17 protein-coding genes and 1 pseudogene are annotated in these 23,033 nt (G+C 46.4%); 13 read left to right on the top strand and 5 right to left on the bottom strand.

Annotated elements, in window-relative coordinates; all coding sequences use genetic code 11:
* Positions 1-33: 33 nt before the first annotated feature.
* From C0Q44_RS28805 to C0Q44_RS28780, 6 genes are all read left to right on the top strand, one after another.
* Positions 34-1,230: a helix-turn-helix transcriptional regulator gene (locus C0Q44_RS28805; RefSeq protein ID WP_258166610.1), complete on the top strand. Its 1,197-nt coding sequence runs from the start codon at positions 34-36 to the stop codon at positions 1,228-1,230.
* A 197-nt stretch (positions 1,231-1,427) separates the two neighbouring features.
* The gene (locus tag C0Q44_RS28800) at positions 1,428-2,969 is read left to right on the top strand and encodes an ABC transporter substrate-binding protein (RefSeq protein ID WP_105410572.1); all 1,542 of its coding nucleotides are present in this window, start codon (positions 1,428-1,430) and stop codon (positions 2,967-2,969) included.
* Between the two features lie 73 nt (positions 2,970-3,042).
* Positions 3,043-3,966: an ABC transporter permease gene (locus tag C0Q44_RS28795; RefSeq protein ID WP_105410571.1), complete on the top strand. Its 924-nt coding sequence runs from the start codon at positions 3,043-3,045 to the stop codon at positions 3,964-3,966.
* Between the two features lie 11 nt (positions 3,967-3,977).
* Complete coding sequence (locus C0Q44_RS28790; protein ID WP_105410570.1) at positions 3,978-4,871, top strand: carbohydrate ABC transporter permease; 894 nt, start codon at positions 3,978-3,980, stop codon at positions 4,869-4,871.
* A 28-nt stretch (positions 4,872-4,899) separates the two neighbouring features.
* Complete coding sequence (locus C0Q44_RS28785; RefSeq protein WP_105410569.1) at positions 4,900-5,706, top strand: Nif3-like dinuclear metal center hexameric protein; 807 nt, start codon at positions 4,900-4,902, stop codon at positions 5,704-5,706.
* A 170-nt stretch (positions 5,707-5,876) separates the two neighbouring features.
* Entirely contained in the window at positions 5,877-6,740 is an 864-nt protein-coding gene (locus tag C0Q44_RS28780; RefSeq protein ID WP_258166609.1) for a divergent polysaccharide deacetylase family protein, read from the top strand.
* On the opposite strand, the gene C0Q44_RS28775 is transcribed toward C0Q44_RS28780, so the two are convergent.
* Positions 6,715-7,494, bottom strand: coding sequence for an N-acetylmuramoyl-L-alanine amidase family protein (locus C0Q44_RS28775; protein ID WP_258166608.1), 780 nt, complete (start codon positions 7,492-7,494; stop codon positions 6,715-6,717). The genes C0Q44_RS28780 and C0Q44_RS28775 overlap by 26 nt on opposite strands.
* Before the next feature lie 193 nt (positions 7,495-7,687).
* Here C0Q44_RS28775 and C0Q44_RS28770 point away from each other — a divergent pair, with 193 nt between their 5' ends.
* Complete coding sequence (locus C0Q44_RS28770) at positions 7,688-7,906, top strand: YqzE family protein (RefSeq protein ID WP_105410568.1); 219 nt, start codon at positions 7,688-7,690, stop codon at positions 7,904-7,906.
* A gap of 127 nt (positions 7,907-8,033) precedes the next feature.
* On the opposite strand, the gene C0Q44_RS28765 is transcribed toward C0Q44_RS28770, so the two are convergent.
* The 3 genes and pseudogenes from C0Q44_RS28765 to C0Q44_RS28755 form a co-directional block, all read right to left on the bottom strand.
* Positions 8,034-9,104, bottom strand: a complete 1,071-nt coding sequence (locus C0Q44_RS28765; RefSeq protein ID WP_181151218.1) for a hypothetical protein — start codon at positions 9,102-9,104, stop codon at positions 8,034-8,036.
* A gap of 102 nt (positions 9,105-9,206) precedes the next feature.
* Entirely contained in the window at positions 9,207-10,361 is a 1,155-nt protein-coding gene (locus tag C0Q44_RS28760) for a YqhG family protein (RefSeq protein WP_258166607.1), read from the bottom strand.
* Between the two features lie 2 nt (positions 10,362-10,363).
* Positions 10,364-12,123: pseudogene (locus C0Q44_RS28755) on the bottom strand (DEAD/DEAH box helicase).
* 501 nt (positions 12,124-12,624) lie between these two features.
* Between C0Q44_RS28755 and C0Q44_RS28750 the strand changes: the two are divergent.
* Entirely contained in the window at positions 12,625-15,312 is a 2,688-nt protein-coding gene (locus tag C0Q44_RS28750) for an adenosylcobalamin-dependent ribonucleoside-diphosphate reductase (RefSeq protein WP_105410566.1), read from the top strand.
* Positions 15,313-15,395: 83 nt separating this feature from the next.
* Here the strand turns inward: C0Q44_RS28750 and catA are convergent, their stop codons facing one another.
* Positions 15,396-16,043: a type A chloramphenicol O-acetyltransferase gene (catA, locus tag C0Q44_RS28745; RefSeq protein ID WP_105410565.1), complete on the bottom strand. Its 648-nt coding sequence runs from the start codon at positions 16,041-16,043 to the stop codon at positions 15,396-15,398.
* Positions 16,044-16,275: 232 nt separating this feature from the next.
* Here catA and C0Q44_RS28740 point away from each other — a divergent pair, with 232 nt between their 5' ends.
* From C0Q44_RS28740 to C0Q44_RS28720, 5 genes are all read left to right on the top strand, one after another.
* The gene (locus C0Q44_RS28740; RefSeq protein WP_076318443.1) at positions 16,276-16,836 is read left to right on the top strand and encodes a flavin reductase family protein; all 561 of its coding nucleotides are present in this window, start codon (positions 16,276-16,278) and stop codon (positions 16,834-16,836) included.
* Between the two features lie 576 nt (positions 16,837-17,412).
* Complete coding sequence (locus C0Q44_RS28735) at positions 17,413-19,503, top strand: acyltransferase family protein (RefSeq protein ID WP_105410564.1); 2,091 nt, start codon at positions 17,413-17,415, stop codon at positions 19,501-19,503.
* A gap of 258 nt (positions 19,504-19,761) precedes the next feature.
* Positions 19,762-21,075: an extracellular solute-binding protein gene (locus C0Q44_RS28730; RefSeq protein ID WP_105410563.1), complete on the top strand. Its 1,314-nt coding sequence runs from the start codon at positions 19,762-19,764 to the stop codon at positions 21,073-21,075.
* A 164-nt stretch (positions 21,076-21,239) separates the two neighbouring features.
* Entirely contained in the window at positions 21,240-22,121 is an 882-nt protein-coding gene (locus C0Q44_RS28725; RefSeq protein ID WP_105410562.1) for a carbohydrate ABC transporter permease, read from the top strand.
* Between the two features lie 36 nt (positions 22,122-22,157).
* Complete coding sequence (locus tag C0Q44_RS28720; RefSeq protein WP_258166616.1) at positions 22,158-23,012, top strand: carbohydrate ABC transporter permease; 855 nt, start codon at positions 22,158-22,160, stop codon at positions 23,010-23,012.
* The last annotated feature ends 21 nt before the right edge of the window (positions 23,013-23,033 follow it).

Below are 23,033 nucleotides of genomic sequence, written 5' to 3'. Positions count from 1 at the left end.
AGAAAGCAGCTTGGGGAGTATAGTAAGTTTGGGTTGAGCTGGCTGAAAAATAAAGGGCTGGTTGAAGCAAGCTTCTGGACCGATATCCTGACGAAGATGATATCACCGCGACTGGATCTGATTCAGGGAGAGATTCAAAAACGGGATTTAACCATTGATGTGGAGCAGTCTTACGCGATGCTTCTCGTGAGTGTATATCTGTCGGAGATCGACGAGCGATGGAATGAAAGCACTTTTCGTTATGCATTTTCTAACCTTAGCTCCGAGATTATATTAAGAAGTCTTAATTATGACAGGGTGGTATCCTACCAAAAAAATAACATGCTTTATGTTTCTGTTATTTTGGACGAGAACGATGTAAGTCAGGCTCAGCTTGAAGAACGAAGCAGACATCTGACTCAACTGATGAACCAATATTTGAAATGTATTGCCACAGGTTATATTAGTGAGCCGAAGCCCATCACTGAACTTGCACAGGTGAAAGCGGATTTGGAGCGTCTGGATGAATCGAATATTATGTTCAGGGGCAAAGTACACCGGCAGCACACCTCATTCAAAAATGGGGAAAGGGAAAAATTTGACCTGGACATTCAGCTATATACAAGCCTTTTTGTAGAACGGGAGAAGGCACAGATTGTCAATCGGCTGAAAAAGGACCTTGAGCAGTTGGCACATAAAAACCAACTGGATGCAGAAATGCTGCATTCCATTCGTGAAGATTTCCTTCAGGTTGTGTATGCCATACTAGCCAAAAAAAATGTACAAGCTCACCAGCTTTTCAGAGATTCCCTTGCACAGCAGTTGTTTCAAAAGTCAGAGAACAGTATTTTTGATTTTATGAAGTGGGCCCATCTGATCACCGAACGAACGATTGAAACGATCAAGGAAACACTGCGCTCCGAGGGAATAGTGGACAAGGCGAAACGTTACATACACGACAATTACGATAAGGATCTCAATCGTGAGGATGTAGCTGCCAGCGTATTTCTGACCCCTGATTATCTGGCCAAAGTGTTTAAGCAAGAATCAGGGTTGACCATGAAGGAATATTTGAATCAATATCGAATTGAGGCGGCGAAGCGTATGCTTATTGAAAGTCGGATGAGCATTGGACAGGTTGCTATAGAGACCGGATATGATACGATTTCTTATTTCTCCACTGTGTTCAAAAAGCTGGCGGGAGAAACGCCAAACGCATATCGGGCCAAATATAGCTCGTTACGATCGTAGCCAGCCCTGCAATGCATGGTATCTGGCCCAAATAGTGATTAACCCTGCTCCATCAGGAGCAGGGTTTTTGCGTTGCATGGGGCCAAGTATGGTTCATTCCGTCTTTATGAAAAAACAGTCCGTTTTTGTTGAAGCGATAGCAGGTTTAATCAGATAAACTGAAAGCGAATACAAGATAACAGGAGGTCATATACGAGATGATCAAAAATAAGAAGTTATGGGGTTCTATGCTGTCACTGGTCCTTTGCGGCTCTCTGTTAGCGGGTTGCGGCTCAGATACATCATCCTCTGCAACAACAGGGGATGGGTCCACTCAGGCAAATGTAGAGAAAATAGTTTTCGCGATGCCTTCGTTTAACCGTATTCCCGATGACGTCAGCAAAGTCAAGGATGCGATTAATGCCATCACCATTCCGAAAATTGGTGTAGAAGTGGACTTCAATTTGTATGGTCCAGCCGATTACGCACAGAAGGTCAATTTGGCACTTCAAAGCGGTGAACAAATGGACATTTTCACAACACTGGGCCAGTTCACGAATTATGTTTCCAAAAACCAGGTTTATCCGCTTGAGGAATTGTTGCCGGAGTATGGCAAGGAATTGACACAGATTTTAGAGAAGGATTTTGGTCCTAACCTGCTGAAGTCTACGACGATGAATGGGCATGTATATGGTATCCCGGTAAATAAAGGGATGTCGCTGCCAACAAACATTGTGTACAATGCCGATATGCTCAAGGAGGCAGGTTACTCCGCAGATGATATCCAATCGCTGGATGACCTGCCAGCTATCTTTGAAGCGGTTAAAACGAAAAATCCGGAAGTCATTCCGTTTGGCCCGATTAATGTCAATCCAAGCGACACCAACCTGATGTTGTCACTTAAAGGCATGTATAAGGTTGATTTTCTGTCAGATACAACAGGCATAGGTGTGGTTGTGGGCGATGATGGGAAAGTCCGCAATTTCTATGAAACGAATGAGTTCAAAAACGGTGCGAACAGGATGAGAGAGTGGTTTAACAAAGGTTTTCTGGAAAAGGATGCGGCCACAGCCTCGATTGCCTTCTCGGATACGGTTGCTTCGGGACGGGGGTTCTCCTTCCTCGGCGGATACAGCGGGATGGAAGCAGCCAAGGCACTGAGCGCGCAGACCGGCAAAAACCTGGAAATGAAACGGCTGGTCCCGTACTATTTCGATACAAGCGCAGTGAATTTGGTGAGCTGGATGGTGTCCAGTACAACAGAAGTTCCTGAAGCATCAGTCAAGTTCCTGAACCTTTTGTATACAGATCAAGAGTTGATTAACACCATTCTGTACGGCATTGAAGGGGAGGATTACGTTAAGGTCGATGAGCATCATGTGAAATTCCCTGACGGTCTGGATGCTTCCACGGTACCTTATACAGCAATGCTGAGTACAGGCATCGTTGGCTCGGAGTCATTGCAGTATCAGCTTGAGGGTGTGAACTGGTCCGATGTGGAACTGAAACTGAAGGAAAACAAAGATACGGAAAGATCTCCGTATTTTGGTTTCATCTTCGATCCAAGTGAAGTGAAGACACAGATGAGTGCAGTCACTAACGTTGTTAATCAATACTTGCCAGCTCTGGTAACGGGGGTGCTTGACCCAGATCCGATGATTTTCAAATTTGTGCAAGCACTGAACGATGCAGGAGCGGAGGATATTATCGCGAGCAAACAAAAGCAGCTTGATCAGTGGATGGCTGAACAACAGAAATAAGGGCTTGCATTACGTCTTAATGGGGAGCGATGTCACGGACGGACCCGCTCCTCATGAAGGAGGAGAATGGCACATGACTGTCAAAACAACGTCCAGAGGAATAAAGAAAACACTTCCGTTATTGCTTCTGGCTGCCCCGGGGCTGCTATATTTTCTAATTAACAACTACCTGCCGATGGCCGGGATTTTTATCGCTTTCAAGGATGTGAACTATGCCAAAGGCATTTTTGGAAGTGATTGGGTAGGCTTCGACAATTTCAAGTTTTTGTTTCAGACAAGTGATGCATGGATTATGACGCGAAACACATTGTTGTATAATGTGACTTTTATTGTATTGGGAACTATTATGTCCATTGCGATTGCGATTCTCATGTCGGAGCTGCTGACCAAAGTATGGTCCAAAGTGTTTCAGTCGGGACTCGTTTTACCGAATCTGATCTCAATGGTTGTACTGTCCTACCTGGTATTTGCGTTCCTGAATGCGGATAGCGGCTTTGTGAATCTTTCCATTTTGCGACCACTGGGCATACCCGAGATCAACTGGTATTCGGAAGCAAAATATTGGCCGTACTTGCTGGTCTTCATTCAGTTATGGAAAACTGCCGGATATGGCTCTATTGTGTATATTGCGTTCATATCCGGGATTGATAAAAGTATCTATGAGGCTGCCAAAATTGACGGTGCGGGTAAGATGAAGCAGATCCGCATGATTACGTTGCCTCTGCTCAAACCGACCATTATCATTTTGGGATTGATGTCGATCGGCCGAATATTCAATTCGGATTTTGGGTTGTTCTATCAGGTTCCAATGAATGCTGGGGCGTTGTACAGCACGACACAAACGATCGATACCTATGTATACCGAGCGCTCATGCAGGTGAATGATATTGGAATGTCTGCGGCTGCAGGACTGTATCAATCGGTGGTTGGATTTATACTGGTGTTGGTTGCCAACGCAATCGTCAAAAAAGTCAATTCTGAAAATGCTTTATTTTAGGGGGAAACACCGTGATTCGAACTAAAGGTGAACGCATATTTGTTGTGTTTTCCGGAATCGCCATGGGAATATTTACGTTGCTCGCATTTCTGCCGTTTGTTCTGATTCTCGTGGCTTCTTTTACCGATGAGTCGGCCTTAATTCGAAATGGATACAGCTTTTTCCCGGAGAAGTTTAGTCTCGATGCTTATGTATATATGATGTCCTCTGCATCAACGTTTATCAGAGCGTATGGTGTGTCTTTTCTGGTGACGACGATCGGGACTGGGATGGGGCTGTTAATAACAAGCATGCTGGCGTATCCCATGTCGCGCAAAGATTTCAAATACCGTAACCTGCTTGCGTTTGTAGTGTTTTTTACAATGCTGTTCAGTGGAGGTATTGTCCCGTCCTACATCTTGTGGACCAAATATTTTCACATCAAGGATACCTTTGCTGCGCTTATTATACCCAATTTGTTGACAAATGGATTTTATGTGTTGCTGATTCGTAATTTCTACAGTAACAACATTCCTGTCGATCTGATTGAGTCAGCGCAGATGGATGGTGCATCCGAGCTTCGTATTTTCTACCGAATGATGCTGCCACTCTCTGTTCCGGTGCTCGCGACAGTAGGTTTGTTCATGGGACTTGCATACTGGAATGACTGGATCAATGCCCTTTACTTTATTACGAAACCACAATACTATGGCATCCAGAATATGCTCATTCGATTAATGAACAATATTCAGTTTTTGAAATCAAGCCAGGCCAGCACTTTGCTGGGGGCTAATGCAGTTGAGCTGCCGAGTACAGCGGTACGTATGGCTATGGCGATTATCGGTATCTTGCCAATCATTCTAGTTTTCCCGTTCTTACAGAAATATTTGACCAAGGGCATTATTGTTGGTGCGGTAAAAGGCTAATGAAGAAACGATCCAAGGAGGAAGACCGATGAATGTACAGCAAGTGATGGAACAGGTGATGCAGGACTCTTGTGGGGATAATCGATTGCCTACAACAGGGGATGTGCTTGTCGCTGGAAAGGGAAGTACAGTAGTTACAGGGATTGTAACGACTTATATGGCTACCGTTGATGTAATCCGGCAGGCATATGCGGCCGGAGCCAACCTTATTATTACACACGAGCCTTCCTACTATACGGGAGCAGATCAACAGGACTGGATTCAACAGGACCCTGTCTACGAGGCCAAACGACAGCTAATAGAAAATACCGGCATGGCTATTTGGAGATATCACGACTATATGCATATGGCCAAACCGGATCGAATCTATACAGGTCTGCTTAAAGAACTGGGTTGGGAGACGAATCAGGTTCCATATGAATTTCCGTGGATATATGAGATTGAAGCGACAACCACGGGCGAACTGGCGAAATTTCTGAAGCAGAAGCTTCGGATGGATGTTATTCAACTGGTGGGTCGTCCGGATATGCCTTGTTCCCGAATTGGGATTCTTGTCGGGGGTGGAAGTCTTGGGTTGGGAAAAGAGTCCATGCCGATGGAATTAATGAAGGAGCAGCAGCTTGACGTGATGCTTTGTGGCGAAATTACGGAGTGGACGCTGTGCGCCTATGTCAACGATGCGACGATGCTCGGAATGAACAAGGCTATGCTGGTGTTGGGGCATGAGCGAAGTGAAGAATGGGGAATGAAACATATGGCTGAATGGTTACAGCCACTTGTTGGTGATATCCCTGTACAGTTTATGGATGCGAAGGAGCCTTTCCTTTATCTATAATCCGGAGGGGTGAGTCATACCAATCATAATGAGTTATGAAGAAAACCTGCGAAATACGCAGGTTTTTTGAATTTATCCAAATTTCTTTAACCGCTGGCAGACCTTTGCTTACATATAACTCCCTACATTATCAAACAATGAGGAAACAGCAATGAGGGAGGAAAATGATAATGAGCAGAAAAAACAGGATTTATGGAATAAGAGGTATTACGCTTTTGTTCATCATTTGCGTTTATGGTTTTGGAGGACTATCCACAGTGATTGCCTCAGGCGTTCAGGAAGAGAAGTTGATTTCAGATGTACAGTCTCCATCCGATCATAAAAGGCTGGCGATTATCATTGATGACGTTGGGAATGACATGAAAGGAACAGCAGAGATTCTGGCGATGCCAATCAAACTGACGGTAGCGGTGATGCCTTTCTTGTCTACAACACAAAAAGATGCGAATGCTGCACACGAAAAGGGGATGGATGTGATTGTGCACATGCCTATGGAACCCAAAAAAGGAAGGCCAGAGTGGCTTGGACCGGGTGCAATTACATCCAATCTTACAGATAAAGAGGTCCGTGAACGCGTGGAGAAAGCGATTGACGATGTCCCCCACGCAATTGGCATGAACAATCATATGGGCTCCAAAATCACATCCGACAAGCGCATCATGTCCATAGTGCTCGATGTATGCAAAGAGCGAGGACTCTTTTTTGTCGATAGCCGTACGAACTTCCGCTCCGTGGTGGGAGAACTGGCTATATCCAAAAATATGCCACCTGTAGGGAATGATATATTCCTGGATGATCAAAACTCCAAGCAGCACATTCGCAAGCAAATGGTTCTGGCGACTCAGCGTGCAATCGACAAAAATAATTGTGTTGTAATAGGTCACGTAGGCCATACCGGGTTAAACACATCTGCTGTAGTTCGTGAATCGGCCACTCGTCTTCAGAATCAGGTGGAGTTCGTAGGTATTGGTGATCTGGTGCGTGAAGTGTGGAACTGGCATGCTGCTCCTACACTACCGACAGATAATAAATAATGCCGTTTGCAATGGATTGGGCCATTCTTTTTTGCTCTGCTGGATCACTCAGTCTAGCCCGATCTGCGGCATTGCTCAAAAATCCGGTCTCGACAATGACAGCAGGCTGCTTCACGTAATTCAACAAATAGAAGGGCTTGCCCCACACGACCCCGCGCCCAGTACCATACAAGTCGTTCATGGCATCCTGAATAGATTGGGCCAACAGATAGCTCCTGCCTTCCTTCTGGTGAAGTACCACCGGGCCGTATGTAGTCGATCGGGGACTCCAGTTCGCATGGATGCTGACAACGATATCTGTACTCACTTCTTCGCTTAGGCTTTTGCGCTGGGCAAGATCCCTGCGATGACGTGAGCGGCTGTTCAGCCACCGGTTCTCATCACTGAGTGCATAATCACCGAGTCTGTTGATGATGACGGCATATCCTTTGCTGCGGAGCAGGAGATACACCTTTTGGCTGATGGCAAGGTTGATGTCCTTTTCCAGAACACCATGGGCAGTTGTTCCACCATCAATACCGCCATGGCCAACATCGAGCAGGATAACAGGGGCTGCAAAGGCATGATGACTGGAGCGATAAGCATCTCCATCCGTCACCGGCATCATGGACGGATGGAACGGTGATGGGATGGCATGCTCCGAACTTGGAGATCCGGCACGATAGGCTCCTTGACCATGAGCGACATGGGGCAGAGGGGTGAGACAATGGAAACTAATCAGCAAGGCTACCGAAGCGGTTAACAGCTTATACATGGGAATACACACTCCTTCATCAAATGGGTACCGAATACAGATTCATGACTGTATGGATACCTTTGGCATTAGACTGTGCATTTTGATGGTTTTCATACTCTTTGCAATAAAAAATGTTTAACCATGGCACATCCTGCACACAATAGAACTATCGTAAGCTCCGCAAAGTGCAGGAGCGAAGGAGGCAGAGGTTATGGCCAAAAGTGATGAATTGGTTAGATACATTACGCAGCGTGTGGTTCATTACATCGATACTCCGAAGGATGAGCGGAAAGACCGCGCCAAAAGGAAAGAGCCGTGGACTATGAAGTGGTTCGGCATGATTCCTTTCGCTGTATCCCTGTGGGTAGGTAAAAAAGAAAAGGCAATGGATTCACAGTCTCATCAACGGGGTTCTTCGGATAAAAGGTAATAACCAATGAGGACCTCGTTAATATAAAACCACAAAAGACGCAATCCCTTTGAAATATGGGATGGCGTCTTATTTATTGTGGACGTTTTTGTTTAGGAATATGATCTGAGTTTTAGCCTTTGATCGATCAAGGCTTAACGATGTGAAATTGACCATCTTGCAGCAAGGTACTTAAAGGAACAAACCGTTGAACAGATGTATTGCCGCCAATCGCCACATACGGAATGGACTCTTTCCCATGATCTGTGTGCCACAACTGATAGCCGCTAACTGGCAGAGGACCACCATATATGATATTACGTTCATTTGCTGAGAAAACAAGCTCTCGATGCGTACTGTGTTGTATCACATCTTGTACCCGGTTGGCAGCAACAGGTTTGGATGTAATCCATAACAGATTGTCAGCCGGATTGAATTCGGTTCGCAGATGAAGTGATTCGGCTGATAAACCTGAAGCTGAGGCTGAAGTAATGGATGAATTACGTATGCTTAAAGAGAACGGTACAGAGTCAGTCTCCAGAAGTTCCGGAAGTTCTGACGGTAACAAATCTCCGTTCGTAGCATCAATATAAAGTGCGAGATGATTCGGTCGTTCCACTTTCCAGTAAGCCAGCAGGGGAAGAGCATATCGAAGATGGAGCTCTCCTCTGCCAGAAAGTAACGCCGCAAGGTTCACATGTTGTCGTTTCAGGGCCTGACCGAGAAGTTCATTATTATAGGGTGATTGTTCTCCCTGACCATACTCACTCAGCTTTAATTGCCCCTGTTGTGTGGCTGTAATAATCATATATCCGATTGATTTCCCTTCAAATGCAGCTTGCACAAGCCAGCTATGTGTGCCCGGACCCAGAGGATAAAAGTCCAGTTCGGCGTTCTTCCAGTGTGCTTCCGGGTTAGCTGAGTCGAGTGCAACAGCTTGTTGTTGTGCAAACTGCTGCACAGTAACAGGGGCTGTCTCGTTATTCGGAAATTGATTATGTTCGAGGCTATACGCTGTTGATGATGCAAGCACTGGTGAAGAGAATGTTCTATTCTCAGCATTTGCAATAGACCAGAAGGAGAGCAGGGCAGCACAACTGAGCAAGCCCAAGGTCATACAGGTTGTTCTCCGAACAGTCTTCCATTGCGTGTGAAAGAGTCGTTTCATATTAACACCTTCTTCTTTGTTATCCGCTACAGGAACGTTTCTATATTTCATTCTAGGGGACAGGCTATGCAAAGGTTGCTGCAACCTGTCGGGTAGCTGATCATGAATAAACACTACTTTTGCCAGCATTTGCAGGAAAAGTAGTGTCTTCGTCTATCGTAAGTGAAACATGCCACTGCTAATGGCTGTGACCTTCACTTTGGGTTCGTATTGCCAGATCATTTCGGTACGGCGTGTCTCGTATTGCAGTTTCATGGCTTCACGGTCCATTACCGCTTGTCTCGCTTTCTCTTCTTCGGAATCTGTCTCAAGGTCTGCCTGTACTGCTGCCTCCGCGGCCAGTTCTACATCTGCTCCAATGGGGTTAGCGTTGGAGATGCCAATAACGGGTTTCAATGGTACGGGTGGCGTGTGATTCGTATAGACATTCTCCGTGTCTAAGGCTAAGTTACCCGTTGATTCTACTTCAGGCATATCTTCCCGAAGTACCGCTTCATAATACGTGTCCACCACGTCCAGCTCCAGGGCGAGTCGCTCTTTGGCTTTCTCTGCCCAGCTATAATCGAGTTCCAGCAAGCGGTTGGTCAAATGAGATTCCAAAGCAGCTCCCGCATCGGATAACGAAACTTTAGCCGCCTGCACATGCATGTTCTCCGCTAGCCGCGGACTGAGATCCCGTCGGTTCAGCTTGGTGCTGAATTTCTCCATAATTTCACCCGATCGAAGAGAGATGCCGAGAAAATGTAGTTCTTCCCGTTTCAAATCACAAGCAAATTCCACCTTGAAACAGACACCGAGCCAAGGCTCATACACGGCAGGCGCTGTAGCGCGCAATTGGCGTTTGGCCGCCTGCTCGAACAGGTTCACGAAGGCACCGCCTTCACGAGCTGCACCAAAAATTTGTTGTAACCTGCGGCTACCGTATACCACGTCCTCACGCAATATTCGCCCCGGTCCCAGCTGTGGCAGGGATGGAGTGATGCCGAAGTAACGGCCTAGAATGGTATCTTTGGGTGGTTCAGGGTCAGGTGTAACCGATGGTGATGCTTGTGCGGCTTTGGCTTCGGCAGCTTCAATGGTTTGTTGGTAGCTATCCGGATCAAAAACAAATGTAAACGACATCGTCTCTGCAGGCGCCCCGGTTCGCTCCACGAATCCCCAATAATAGGGTCGGTTGGTCAGCGCTTTGTCTGCTTCAGGTGAGAGCTTGACCGTTACATAGGTAGGGGATCGTTCCATGATCTGACAATCGAGGGCTTCCAGATAGGTGAGAACATAAGCCTGCACTTCATGAGAAGACATGGTCATGATCAGCTACCTCCCTTGTGGAGATCAAGTCTCGTAATCAGAGGCCCCTCATCCGCAACTTCACGCTGTATAGAGCTCAGCGATTGTCCAAGTGAATCCATTTTGCTGCGAATATCCTCTTCATTTTGTGATTCCAGTATAATTTTGTACAAACTTTTCTCAATGGATTCTTTCTTCTCCAGTCGTTCCAGGATGACATCCAGTCCACCGATGACCATCTCGAACATATTGATCTTCTCATGCAACAGATGCAGAATGTGTTCCTCAATGGTTCCCGTTGTTGAAAGGTTGAAAATATTCACATCATTCTGTTGTCCCAGCCGATGTACCCGACCGATCCGCTGCTCCACCCGCATGGGGTTCCAAGGCAGATCGAAGTTAATCATGTGATGACAGAATTGCAGATTAATGCCTTCGCCACCTGCTTCGGTTGCAATCATGGCTTGTACACGCCCCCGGAAGAGGTCCATCATCCAGTCTTTTTTGCCCCGATTCATGCCGCCCCGATAGGGTACAGCCGTAAGTCCGTTGTTACGGAAATAGTTCAGCAGATATTCCTGCGTTGCCCGGTATTCGGTGAAAATAATCACTTTTTCATTCATGTCCCGAACCAGTTCCATCGTTTTCTCGGCTTTGGTATTTTCCTTGATCGCTTTGATGTGGGCAACCAGTTCCCAGATCTTGTCGCGAAGAGGGGAGTCCAGTGGAAGTTTCTTCGACAGATTAACCAGCGTAACAAACACGGCATCCCGACTGCTGCATACTTCCCGCTGCAAGGTGACAAGAGATAGCATACTGCTCAGATTGCCGCCAGCTTCCTGATACTGATCCTTAACAAAAGAAGTCACACCATCGTATAGCGCCTGTTCTTCGGGCGAAAGTTGCAGATTTATATTGGAGACGTTCCGTTTGGTAAATTGAACGGGGCCTTCGCCGCGTCGGTTGCGGATCATGACTTTGGACAACTCATTCTTGAGCTGCTCCTGATTTTTCGGAACACGTTTGTCGACGACAAAGTTGGCCGCAAAATCACCCTGACGACCCAGCTGGCCCGGCTTCAGCAGGTTGATCAGATTGAACAACTCACTCATGTCGTTCTGCACAGGTGTAGCCGTGAGTAGCAGACAATACTTTTTGCGCAATTTCAGCATGAATTGATAGTTAGTTGTTTTTTTGTTTTTGAGTTTGTGAGCCTCGTCAATAATGATCATGTCGTAATCGGTATTCAGCAGCATATCTTTATGTGGATCACGTTTAGCCGTATCCATGGAAGCCACAACCACTTCATTTTTCCAGGAATAGGCCTTTTTCTGAGCGATGGCAGGTATGCCAAATTTTGAATTTAATTCCCTCACCCATTGCAGCACAAGGGATGCAGGCACGAGAATAAGCACTTTGGATACGAGACCACGAACCATATATTCTTTCAGAATGAGACCGGCTTCAATGGTTTTGCCAAGACCCACTTCATCGGCGAGAATGGCCCGGCCTGACATTTCAAATAATACTCTGCGTGCAGTGTCCATCTGGTGAGGTAGCGGAGTAAGGCCCTGTAGATGCTTCAAACACTGGATCTCGTCAAAATTAGGAATCAGATTGGTCTCTTCGGCTTGAATGCCCAGTTGAAAGAGTCGGTAATCCCCCAAGGACCTCCTTTATCCAGTCGTGATTCCAACTGATTGATCCAGCTCCGATCAAATTCCAAAGGAACGGGAAGTTCAGCTACAGGCTGATTTATGTGGTGCGGGTTTTTCCGGTTCATGGTGATTCCTCCCCTGCCATACGTGATGACGTTTTATTCGTAGGTAATAGTATGGACGAATGAGAGTCAGTTCATAACTATGTGGGTTCAAATAAGGAATATTTACACTTGTCACTCCGATGACAGAATAACCTTCCGATCGCTGTTATCCCCAGATTTTTTTGATTCCCTTCTCCTAAGAGGAAAATCCGGGGATAGCGTATGCTTTCGATGCAGCTTTCTTTCAGAAAGCTTTTAGGCGAACGCTTCGCTTCTTCAGGTTATTTCTGTCCTCTCCGTTCTTGTGTAAAAAGTTTAGTTGAACCAATGTGAACTACAGTTTATTCACAAAAAAACTTGGCCTTGCGTGGGAAGATATGTAGACAACTATGATAAAAGTCGCATGGGAAATCAATATATGGTGTAATATACTGAATTTATATCACTATATGTGGTGTTTATTCATATTTTACTTGTATAGTGAAAAATGTAGCTGTTATTCCGGGGAGGTTGAACGTAGCGATGAAATCGAACGAAGGATCGTACAAGTTGGAAGGACTTAGCGAGAAAATATTTCTGGACCGATACGCTTGGAAGGACGCTGATTCCAATCATGCGAAGGTCGGGGATGTTGTGTTGGTATTAACGAAGGATGATCCCAAGTTTCCAACGAAGGAAGTCGGCGAAATCATAGAACGTCAGGGTCAACTTGTACAAGTAAGGACCCGGAGCGGAGAGATTGTCGAGACAAATGTGGAGAAGCTGACACTTAATATAGAGAAAACGCCCGAAGAAATGTGGGATCGCCTTGCCAAAGCGATGGCCTCTGTCGAATCCACAGCAGATCAGCGGGCAACGTGGGAGTCAAGGTTCCGCTCCGTACTGGAGGACTGGAAGCTGGTGCCCGGTGGCCGAATTGCTGCGGGTGCTGGTGCAAGTGATGAGCTGACACTCTTCAATTGTTATGTGATTCCGTCCCCCCATGACAGCCGGGGCGGCATCATGAGAACCTTGACCGAAATGACGGAAATTATGGCACGCGGGGGAGGCGTGGGCATTAATCTATCTTCTTTGCGTCCTCGTCGGGCAGTGGTGAAAGGTGTCAACGGATCATCCAGCGGTTCCGTATCGTGGGGTGGCTTGTTCAGTTATACGACTGGACTGATTGAACAGGGCGGAAGCCGCCGGGGTGCGCTCATGCTGATGATGAATGACTGGCATCCGGATGTGCTTGATTTTATTACTGTGAAACAAACGATGGGACAGGTGACGAATGCCAATCTGTCTGTATGTGTGAGCAACGCATTTATGGAGGCTGTCAAGCAGGACGGAGATTGGGATTTGGTTTTTCCCGATACGAACGATCCAGACTATGATACCGAGTGGAACGGGGATATGCAGCAATGGAAAGCCGCAGGTCATTCGGTGGTGCACTATCGTACGCTGAAGGCTCGCAAAATCTGGCATGCCATTATTGAATCAGCCTGGAAATCGGCAGAGCCTGGTGTGGTATTCATGGAGTACTACAACCAGATGTCCAACAGCTGGTACTTCAATCCGATTATCTGTACTAATCCGTGCGGGGAACAAGGCCTGCCTGGCTGGGGTGTATGTAATCTGTCTGCCATTAATCTGTCCAAATTCTACGATGAAACAAATCATGATGTGGCATGGGATGAACTGGCGGAAACCACTCGCATCTCGGCTAGATTTTTGGACAATGTTATCGATGCAACACCATATCATTTTGAGGAAAATAAACTGAATCAGCAGCGTGAACGCCGGGTTGGGCTTGGCACAATGGGACTGGCGGAGCTGATGATTAAGCTGCGTATTCGATACGGCAGTCCTGAATCTCTTGTTTTTCTGGATAAACTGTATGGATTCATGGCGAAGGAGGCCTATCTGGCATCGGCAGAGATTGCAGCAGAGAAAGGAGCTTTCCCAGCTTTCGAAGCCGAACCGTACTTACAGAGTGGATTAATGAAAAACATGGTTGCGACGTACCCTGAAGTGGGAGAGGTCATCCGTAAACAGGGCATTCGAAATGTCACACTGATCACACAAGCGCCAACGGGAAGTACAGGTACGATGGTGGGCACATCAACAGGTATTGAGCCGTATTTCGCCTTCAAGTATTTCCGTCAAAGCCGTCTAGGTTATGATGAACAGTTCGTACCGATTGCACAAGACTGGCTGGATGAACATCCGGGTGAAGCTTTACCAGACTATTATGTGACGGCGATGGATTTGTCGGCTGAGAATCACATCCGGGTGCAGGCTGCGATTCAGCAATGGGTGGATAGTTCGATCTCGAAGACGGCCAACTGTCCGGCTGATTTTACAGTGGAGGATACGGCTGAGCTGTACGAACTGGCCTTCGACCTTGGCTGCAAGGGAGTAACGATATACCGCGATGGCAGCAGGGATGTGCAGGTGTTGTCCACGTCGAAGAAGGAAGAGACCCAGGCCGAAGATCAGAACACTGCGGAAGCAGGAAAGAAGGCTGTCGTATCTGCAATAGATAACTCGAATAATATCGGTGAGCGGGCAGGTGTTGAAGCTTTCAGTATCGAGGTTGATGGTGAAGACCATACTTCAGTTGAAGCGTCTTCATCTGCCACAGTGCTGGATAAACAATACAGAAGCCGTCCTCAAGTACTGCGCGGTGCGACATACAAAATCAATACGCCATTTGGAATGGCTTACATTACGATCAATGATCTGGAGGGAACGCCGGGTGAGATCTTCCTGAACGTGGGCAAAGCGGGATCGGACGTGTTTGCCATGGCTGAGGCACTCGGTCGAGTATGCTCTCTGTTCCTTCGATACGGGGATCATGGGCACAAGATTGAACTGTTGATCAAACATCTCAAGGGAATCGGTGGTTCGGGAGCGATTGGCTTCGGAGCTAACCGGGTGGAATCGATTGCTGATGCAGTCGCCAAAGCATTGGAAAGTCATGTACAGAGCAATGTACAAAGTGTCGGTCAAGAGAACGAGGTAGAACTAGCTGAAAAGCAGGCCCAAGTGAAGAGCACGATTCCGAAGGTCGATATACGGAGTCAACATCCCAAAGCAGAAGCAGGCGAGGATCAGAAAACCTTTACCGAATCGAGAGATTTATGTCCTTCATGTGGCTCGGCTTCCCTAGTCAATGTGGAAGGGTGCAGAACATGCAGCAACTGTGGGTACAGCAAATGTAATTAAATATCTTTTGAAAAAAGTAAAAGAGAAAAGGCGTTCCATGACTCCATCATGAAGTCAGGAATGCCTTTTTGTCATTTAGCTAACTAACACCAATCCTGGCATCGATCTGCAAGTGATTGCAATTCATTAAATACAACACCAGCATGGTAGCCGTCGCACACAGCGTGATGTAACTGAACGGATAAGGGAAGATATACTTTATCGTTCTGTTGAACATATTTTCCCATCGTGAAAATAGGCAACAAGTAGGTTCCCTCATTATAAATATTCAGATTAAATCCCGTAAAGTTCACCCAAGGAATACTGGAAACGGGAAAAGTATTTGGCGGTTCATTGGGTTTGGCAACAAATTGTTTGTGATCTTTGTAATTCTTCATATCTTCCAGATAACGAATGTGGAACGTCTCGAAATCTTCATGGAATGCCGTCCAGATCGTTGAGAAACTTTTGTCGTCCTCATGAAAAATCGTATAACTCGGAGACATTTCGTCCCAATAGCCCAATCTCCCCTCGGCATCAAAACAGTTTCGAAATTCCCTGTGTGCATTGACAACCGTAGAGATCATATGAATAAGAGCCGGATAGAACTTCAATCCTTTAAGCTTCAGTTCGTTGATCAATAGAGTGATATCCAGATTAGCAGTCATGCTGTAGGTACATCTGACCTGATTCAAGTAGTGGTCAAAGTAAGGCTTTCGATCCCACTGATCTAACACGATTGAATTAAACATAAGTTATAACCTCCTAAATTTGAATAATGTCTTTATTTAGGAGGTATATTTGACTGATTTGGCCATATCCTATCACATTCCCAGTATCGTATTTTTTAGAAATTGACCATCTCAGTATAACATGATACTGAATGTGTCGCTTATAGCGAAATCCTCTGCAAAACGCTTTTTCAACCTGTTTCTTTCCTTTATAATTAAAGTTGTCTTTATAACGAAGAAGAGAGGGGATTAGATGCGTCAGCCGATAGAAGAACCCATATTTTATTCTTATCCTGGAATGGTAGCGGTGGTGACTTCACGTCATGAGGGAGTCCAGAATGTGATGGCGTCCGGATGGCATACATACATCGGATCATCACCAGGCGTATATGGCATCTCCCTTCGTAAGGAAACATACTCCTATGAACTCATTGAGAAGAGCGGTGTATTCGGTGTTCACTTCCTGCCAGGTCATCGATCGGAGTGGATTCAAGCTGCAGGAACGTTCAGTGGGAGAGATACGGATAAATTCACAAGATTCGGCATTCCATATGAGGAAGGAATCAAGGTAAGTGTACCCATTTTGACAGACGCTTATTTTGCTTATGAATGCAAGGTTATGGAGATTACGACATATGGTGACCATGAATGGATTGCAGGCGAAGTGTTGCAGCGATATCAGGATCAGAAGTACTTTCTGGAGAATGGAATGGTTGATCTGGAGAAGTTGCAAATCCCAATGTACACAGGGCGTTCAGCATACCGGATCATGGATGCGAGGACAGAAGAAAAGATTCACCCGTTCCACCTCTAGGGTCCTAGGCAAGAAGAAGCAATTATGAGCAAAACTTTCAATCCGGTCTGACATAGGTTTATAATGGATATTGGCTGCTGAGCAAGTCGGCAGCCTTTTGTTATGGATTCAATTGTTTCAATCGATGTGTGCGTGGGTATGCTGGTTTGCGCAAGCAGGACAGGTAATTTTAGCCACTCGATGAAAAGTACTATATTTAACGACAAAATTAGAGTATGATTTTACAGCTATATGAGCTGGCAGGAAAGGTTACATCGGTTTAATCGTTTGTAACTATTCCTGTAAAGTATGAGGCTTATTTCGGGCGTATAATGCTAAACGTGAACTCACGAATGAATATAAAGAATATTTTAATAATTAAACTTAATGGACAGGCAACTCGTCTTCTTTAAGATTATAGAATTCACACAGAATGTCGCATCATCGGATAGTGCTTCAAACAGAAGCTTTTCTTATGTTGTAAATGAAAGATGGAAGGTGCAATACGTATATGTTAATGACAACCAGAACGATCAAGAGTTTAGTAGTGCCCCAGACAACGATGTTATTGACTCACAGTATCAAGGAGGGGCATACATGTCACAATCATTGAAGAGTAAGCGACATATGAACGGACTGGATGGCTTGCGAGCCATCGCAGTACTTGCAGTAATCGCGTATCATCTGAATTTGGATTTTATTCCGGGCGGACTGCTCGGTGTAGGTATATTTTTTGTTCTCTCCGGATACCTGATCACGGATATTCTTGTGTCACAGTGGCAGGACCATGGACGCATCGCACTTGGTGATTTTTGGGTAAGGCGGGCAAGGCGTCTGCTCCCAGGTATGCTAACCATGACCGCTGTAGTTATGATCTGGTTGCTCGTTACAGATCCTTCCCGGCTCACTGCGCTGCGTGGTGATATCGTCTCGGGTGTATTATACATAAGCAATTGGTGGTATATCTTTCACAACGTTTCCTATTTTGAAAGTTTCGGACCACCATCACCGTTTGGACATTTCTGGTCACTGGCTGTGGAAGAGCAATTTTACCTCATATGGCCTCTTCTTCTGATCGCAGCGATTGTATTGTTCAAAAGAAAGGGATGGCTGGTCGTCTTCATTGTCGTTGCAGCTGAATTGTCTGCTGGCGCAATGGCCATTATGTATAATCCGGATCTGGACCCGAGCCGTGTATATTATGGAACAGACACGCGAGCATTTGCTCTGCTTGCAGGTGCTGCGCTTGCCGTAGTGTGGCCGAGTCGTAAGCTGTCGAGTTCTCTGTCTGGCATGAACCGGCTTGTCCTCGATCTGTCGGGACTGGCGGCACTTGCATTGTTGATCTACATGATGCTGAACAGTAGTGAATATGATCCATCTTTGTATCAAGGAGGCATGGTGCTTCAGGCCATGGCAACGACGTTGTTAGTAGCGGTATTGGCTCATCCGTCATCCTTCCTCGCACGCATCATTGGAGCGACACCACTACGTTGGGTTGGAGAGCGATCTTACGGACTATATCTATGGCATTATCCAGTTATTATTCTAACGAGTCCTGCGGTAGATACGGGAGGCGCGCATCCTGTGCGAATACTGCTACAGGTTGTTGCAACGGTTGTATTGGCTTCTTTGTCACTTAAATATATTGAAAATCCGATTCGGTACAACGGATTCCGTGAATCGTTGTCCCGGTTATGGGGAAGAGGTCGAACGGCGTTTGGCATACGTAATGTATGGTGGAAGCGAGCAGGTCTCTTGACAACGATTCTGTTATTATCCTATACAGTGTCACATATGATGGTCTCAAATGCAGCGAACTCCGATTCCCATTCGGCGTCGATGTCCACCATACTAAATGGAGATAATACGGTAGTGGAGGAACAGGGGCAAGATGTCATACCAGCTCCAACGGTAACTTCTGGCTCTGACTCTAAGAACGAATCTCATAGTAATACACCTGGAGCGGGAGCAAAGGATAATCCGGTCAAACATGATAATGATAAACCTGCAGCTGAATTTGCTTCAGACTCCGGACCTGGAGAACATGAGAACACTGCAGATGAAGGCAAGGACGGTCCGTCTGAAGTTAAGCCGGGGGATGGCTCCGTGACTAACCATTCTGAAGAACCGGACGACTCAGGATCGAAACCATCTAATGGCAATAAGGGTGAGTCTGATTCGTCGCAGGAAAATGAAGAAATTGCACCTCCTGCCCAGGATGGCAAGGTTCATTATACCGTAATAGGCGATTCAGTGATTCTGGATGCGAAGCCGTATCTGGAACAAACGATATCGGGAGTATATGTGGATGGGCATGTCGGTCGTCAGATGTGGCAGGCAGCCGATGTATTGGATGGGTTGAAGCGGAACAACCGCATGGGCAGCAAGGTGGTATTGGAACTAGGAACCAACGGATCATTCAATTCCAAAAATCTCGATACTGTTCTGGATTATCTGAAGGATGAAGATCAGGTATATCTGGTAACTGTCCGTGTACCTCGTCCATGGGAGCGAACAGTTAACAGGGCGCTGAATGAAGCAGTCTCCAATTATAACAATGTCTCACTGATCGACTGGAACAGTGCAAGTGAAGGGCAAGACGATTATTTTGAGAAAGACGGTGTGCATCTCACCGCGAAAGGTTCGGAAGCTTTTGCAGCACTGGTGAAGAGTAGCATCCAATAGTATGGAATGAACATCATTTAAGATTCAGAACTTATTCATTCATGATATAGTCTATGTTAAGCTACAGATGGCATGTACAAGAAAGAGCTCTCCCTGTGAGGGCTCTTTTTGTATGTGTTTAACCAACTGACACCCATGAGATTCGCCCAAGGGAGAACCGATATTTTTCACCCCTGTATCCGTGGATCGTCACCTACCGATATGATAGCGTTACCATTTACAATAAGTGTAATCAAATCGCCAAGGGGGATTATAGAAATGTTGAAAAAATGGCTTTCAGGTGTTCTGGTACTGGCTCTATTCTCCATGGTTCTTGCCGCTTGTACGAGCGGAGAATCCTCTGAAGGGGGCAGCGGCAATGACAAAGTAACCGTTACACTCTGGCACAACTGGACGGGACAGGATGCGAAGGCGGTGGCAATGCGCCAAATCATTGAAGATTTTCGCACGGCACATCCGGATATTGAAGTCGTAGATGAGGGCCTGCCAACGGACGGTCTCAAAACCCGGCTTCGCACGGTGGCAGCTGCCAACGAGATGCCTGACCTGTTCGTCATGTGGCCGGATGCCATGACGAAAGAGTTCGTGAAAGGGGATCTGTTACAGCCCATCAATACAGAGCTGGACGCCAAGCCGGAGTGGAAAGGCAACTTTATCCCGAATGCGCTGGACGGATATACGGTGGACGGGGATATCTACTCTGTGCCCATGAATCTGGCGCCAACCTCCTTCATTTATTACAATGAAGCACTCTTCAAACAGTACAATGTGAAAGTGCCTGAGACGTGGGAGGAACTGGAACAGGCGATAGCTACATTCAATCAGAATAAAGTCATTCCCATGGCACTAGGCAACAAGGCCAACTGGGTAGCTCAATCGACAATATTTAGTACACTGGCTGACCGAATCACCGGCTCAGACTGGTTTTTGAAAGCTGCTGCGCAAGATGGCGCAAGCTTCACGGATCCACAATTTATTCAAGCGCTGAACAAGATGCAAGAGCTGGGTAACACCAAAGCATTCCAGGATGGATTCAACAGTATCGACGAGACTCAGATGATGCAGCTCTATTTCCAGGGTAAGGCAGCGATGGTCATGAACGGTGGTTGGGCTCTGGCGAATCTGGTGAACAATGCACCTGAAGAAGTGTTGAATAATACCCATATTACGATTCTTCCCCCAGTGGAGGGAGGTCAGGGTGAGCCTAGAACGACATCGGGAGTTGTGGGAACCGGGCTGGGCGTGAGCAAGAAGTTAAGTGGTGCTCAAAAAGAGGCGGCGATGGAGTTGTTCTACGCGCTGGCAGGGCCTGATGGTCAGAAGGCAACACTGGATAGCAGTACACTGGTGAGTTATAAGATTGATCTGGACAAAACCAAAGCACACCCTTTGTTCGTTGAATTGTATGACTTGATGCAGGAAGTGAAGATCACGCCAGTGTACGATTCCAAGCTGGGATCGGCAACGGTTGAAGTCATCAATAATGCGTTGCAAGAGCTGCTTATGGGTGGCAAAGTTGAAGATATTGCCGCTAAAATTCAGAAGGCTCAGGCCAATGCAGTTAGTCAGTGATCATCATCAAATCTATAGCATGTGATGATGAAAATATAAACAACCAAGCATGGCTGATATGCGTTAGTACCCCTTCCCGGCAGGGGAGGGGTTTTGTATATGAAAGTAATCGTCAGTGACAAGTCACCAGTTGAAAGAGGCATTAAAGGAAGGGAAGTGAACAGATGAACGCACTGCGAAGTCGGCATTTTATTATGCTGGGGCTGGCCCCGGCTGTCATCATCTATGCATTGTTTGTATTTGTACCGGTCGTGTGGTCAGCATATTATGGATTCTTTAACTGGTCAGGGATCGGTGAATCCAAATATATTGGCGTGGATAATTACGTAGAGATCTGGCATGATCCCGTATTTTGGCGGGCGCTAAAAAATAACGTTATTTTTGTACTGGCATCTGTATTCGGCCAGATTCCGTTAGCGCTGATGCTGGCGGTCATATTACACAAGAGTAACCCGTTACAACGCTTTTTGCGCTCCGCGGTATTCCTGCCTATGGTGTTATCTACCGTGGTCATCGGTATGATCTGGCAGTATATCTATCATCCGCAGATCGGGATACTGAACTTTCTGCTGGACGCACTGGGGCTGGAAAGCTGGAAGCTGCAATGGCTGTCTGATGACAAAATTGCCATTTTCTCTTTGGTACCGCCGCTGCTCTGGAGCTTTGTCGGGTTGTATCTGATTATCTTCATCTCTGCGCTGCAAAATATTCCGGGTGAGATTCATGATGCTGCCAAAATAGATGGTGCTTCAGGAATCCGAAAGCTGGTATCCGTCTCTTTGCCTATGATCTGGGGAACGGTTCAGGTGGCGATCATCCTGTGTATATCGGGGAGTCTGAAATCATTCGATCTGGTCTACATCATGACCAAGGGTGGCCCGGCTCATGCCACAGAGCTGCTCGCAACGTACATGTATAATTCAACCTTTACAACATACCGTTATGGTTTCGGAAGTGCCATTTCGACGACCATCGTACTGATCTCCCTGCTGCTGATCGGAACAAGCCAGTGGGTGACCAGTCGCAAACGAAAAGAGAACCATTAGAGAGGGGAAACTGTAATGCGCGTGACACCTGTAAGCATGCCATCACCGCGAAGTTGGTCGGGTCATCCGGTTCGTCGCCTTCGCAGCGGAATTGTTTGGACGCTGTTGACCGTGTATGGTATTTTAACATTGTATCCGTTCTACTGGCTCGTAATCAGTGCGTTCAAAACCAATGAAGATTTCTATAGCAGGCCCTTCGGACTGCCGGAGAACTGGAATGTAGCCAATTTCAGCAACGCATGGGAAAGTTCCAGGCTGGGGACTGCTTTTGCCAATTCACTGATTGTATCGGTCGGTTCACTTATTCTGACGCTGTTTATTGCAGCGCTGGCTTCATTCATCTTGGCCCGTTTCCAGTTTCGCTGGAAAGGATTGATCATGACCTTTTTCGTTGTAGGCATGCTCATTCCCATTCATAGTACACTTGTCCCTTTATTCATTCTGATGAAACAGATGTCCTTGCTTAATACGTACTGGGCATTAATATTGCCGTACACGGCTTTTGCATTACCCACTGCCATTTTCATACTTACGGCTTATCTGACGAGTGTTCCGCGTGATATTGAAGAAGCGGCTTTTATGGATGGAACAGGACTATGGGGGCTGTTTACCCGAATCATGCTGCCAATGTGCGTACCTGCGTTATCAACGGTGACTATCCTGAGTTTCCTGCATGCGTGGAATGACTTCTCATTCGCGCTTGTGTTCATCAACAAAACCGGATTGAAAACGTTACCGCTGGCAATTGCGAACTTTGCAGATGGGTATCAGACCGACTACGGGTTAACCCTTGCTGCCATGACACTGTCGGTCATTCCGACCATCATTCTGTATCTCGCATTTCAGGAACAGATCATGAAAGGTATGACAGCCGGAGCAGTCAAAGGGTAAGCGAAAGCGCATCCAGAGGAG

The organism is Paenibacillus sp. PCH8 (genome assembly GCF_002968835.1).
Taxonomy (GTDB): Bacteria; Bacillota; Bacilli; order Paenibacillales; family Paenibacillaceae; genus Paenibacillus.
The sequence above is the reverse complement of the archived record's forward strand: the minus strand, read 5'-3'. Positions and strand labels throughout refer to the sequence as shown.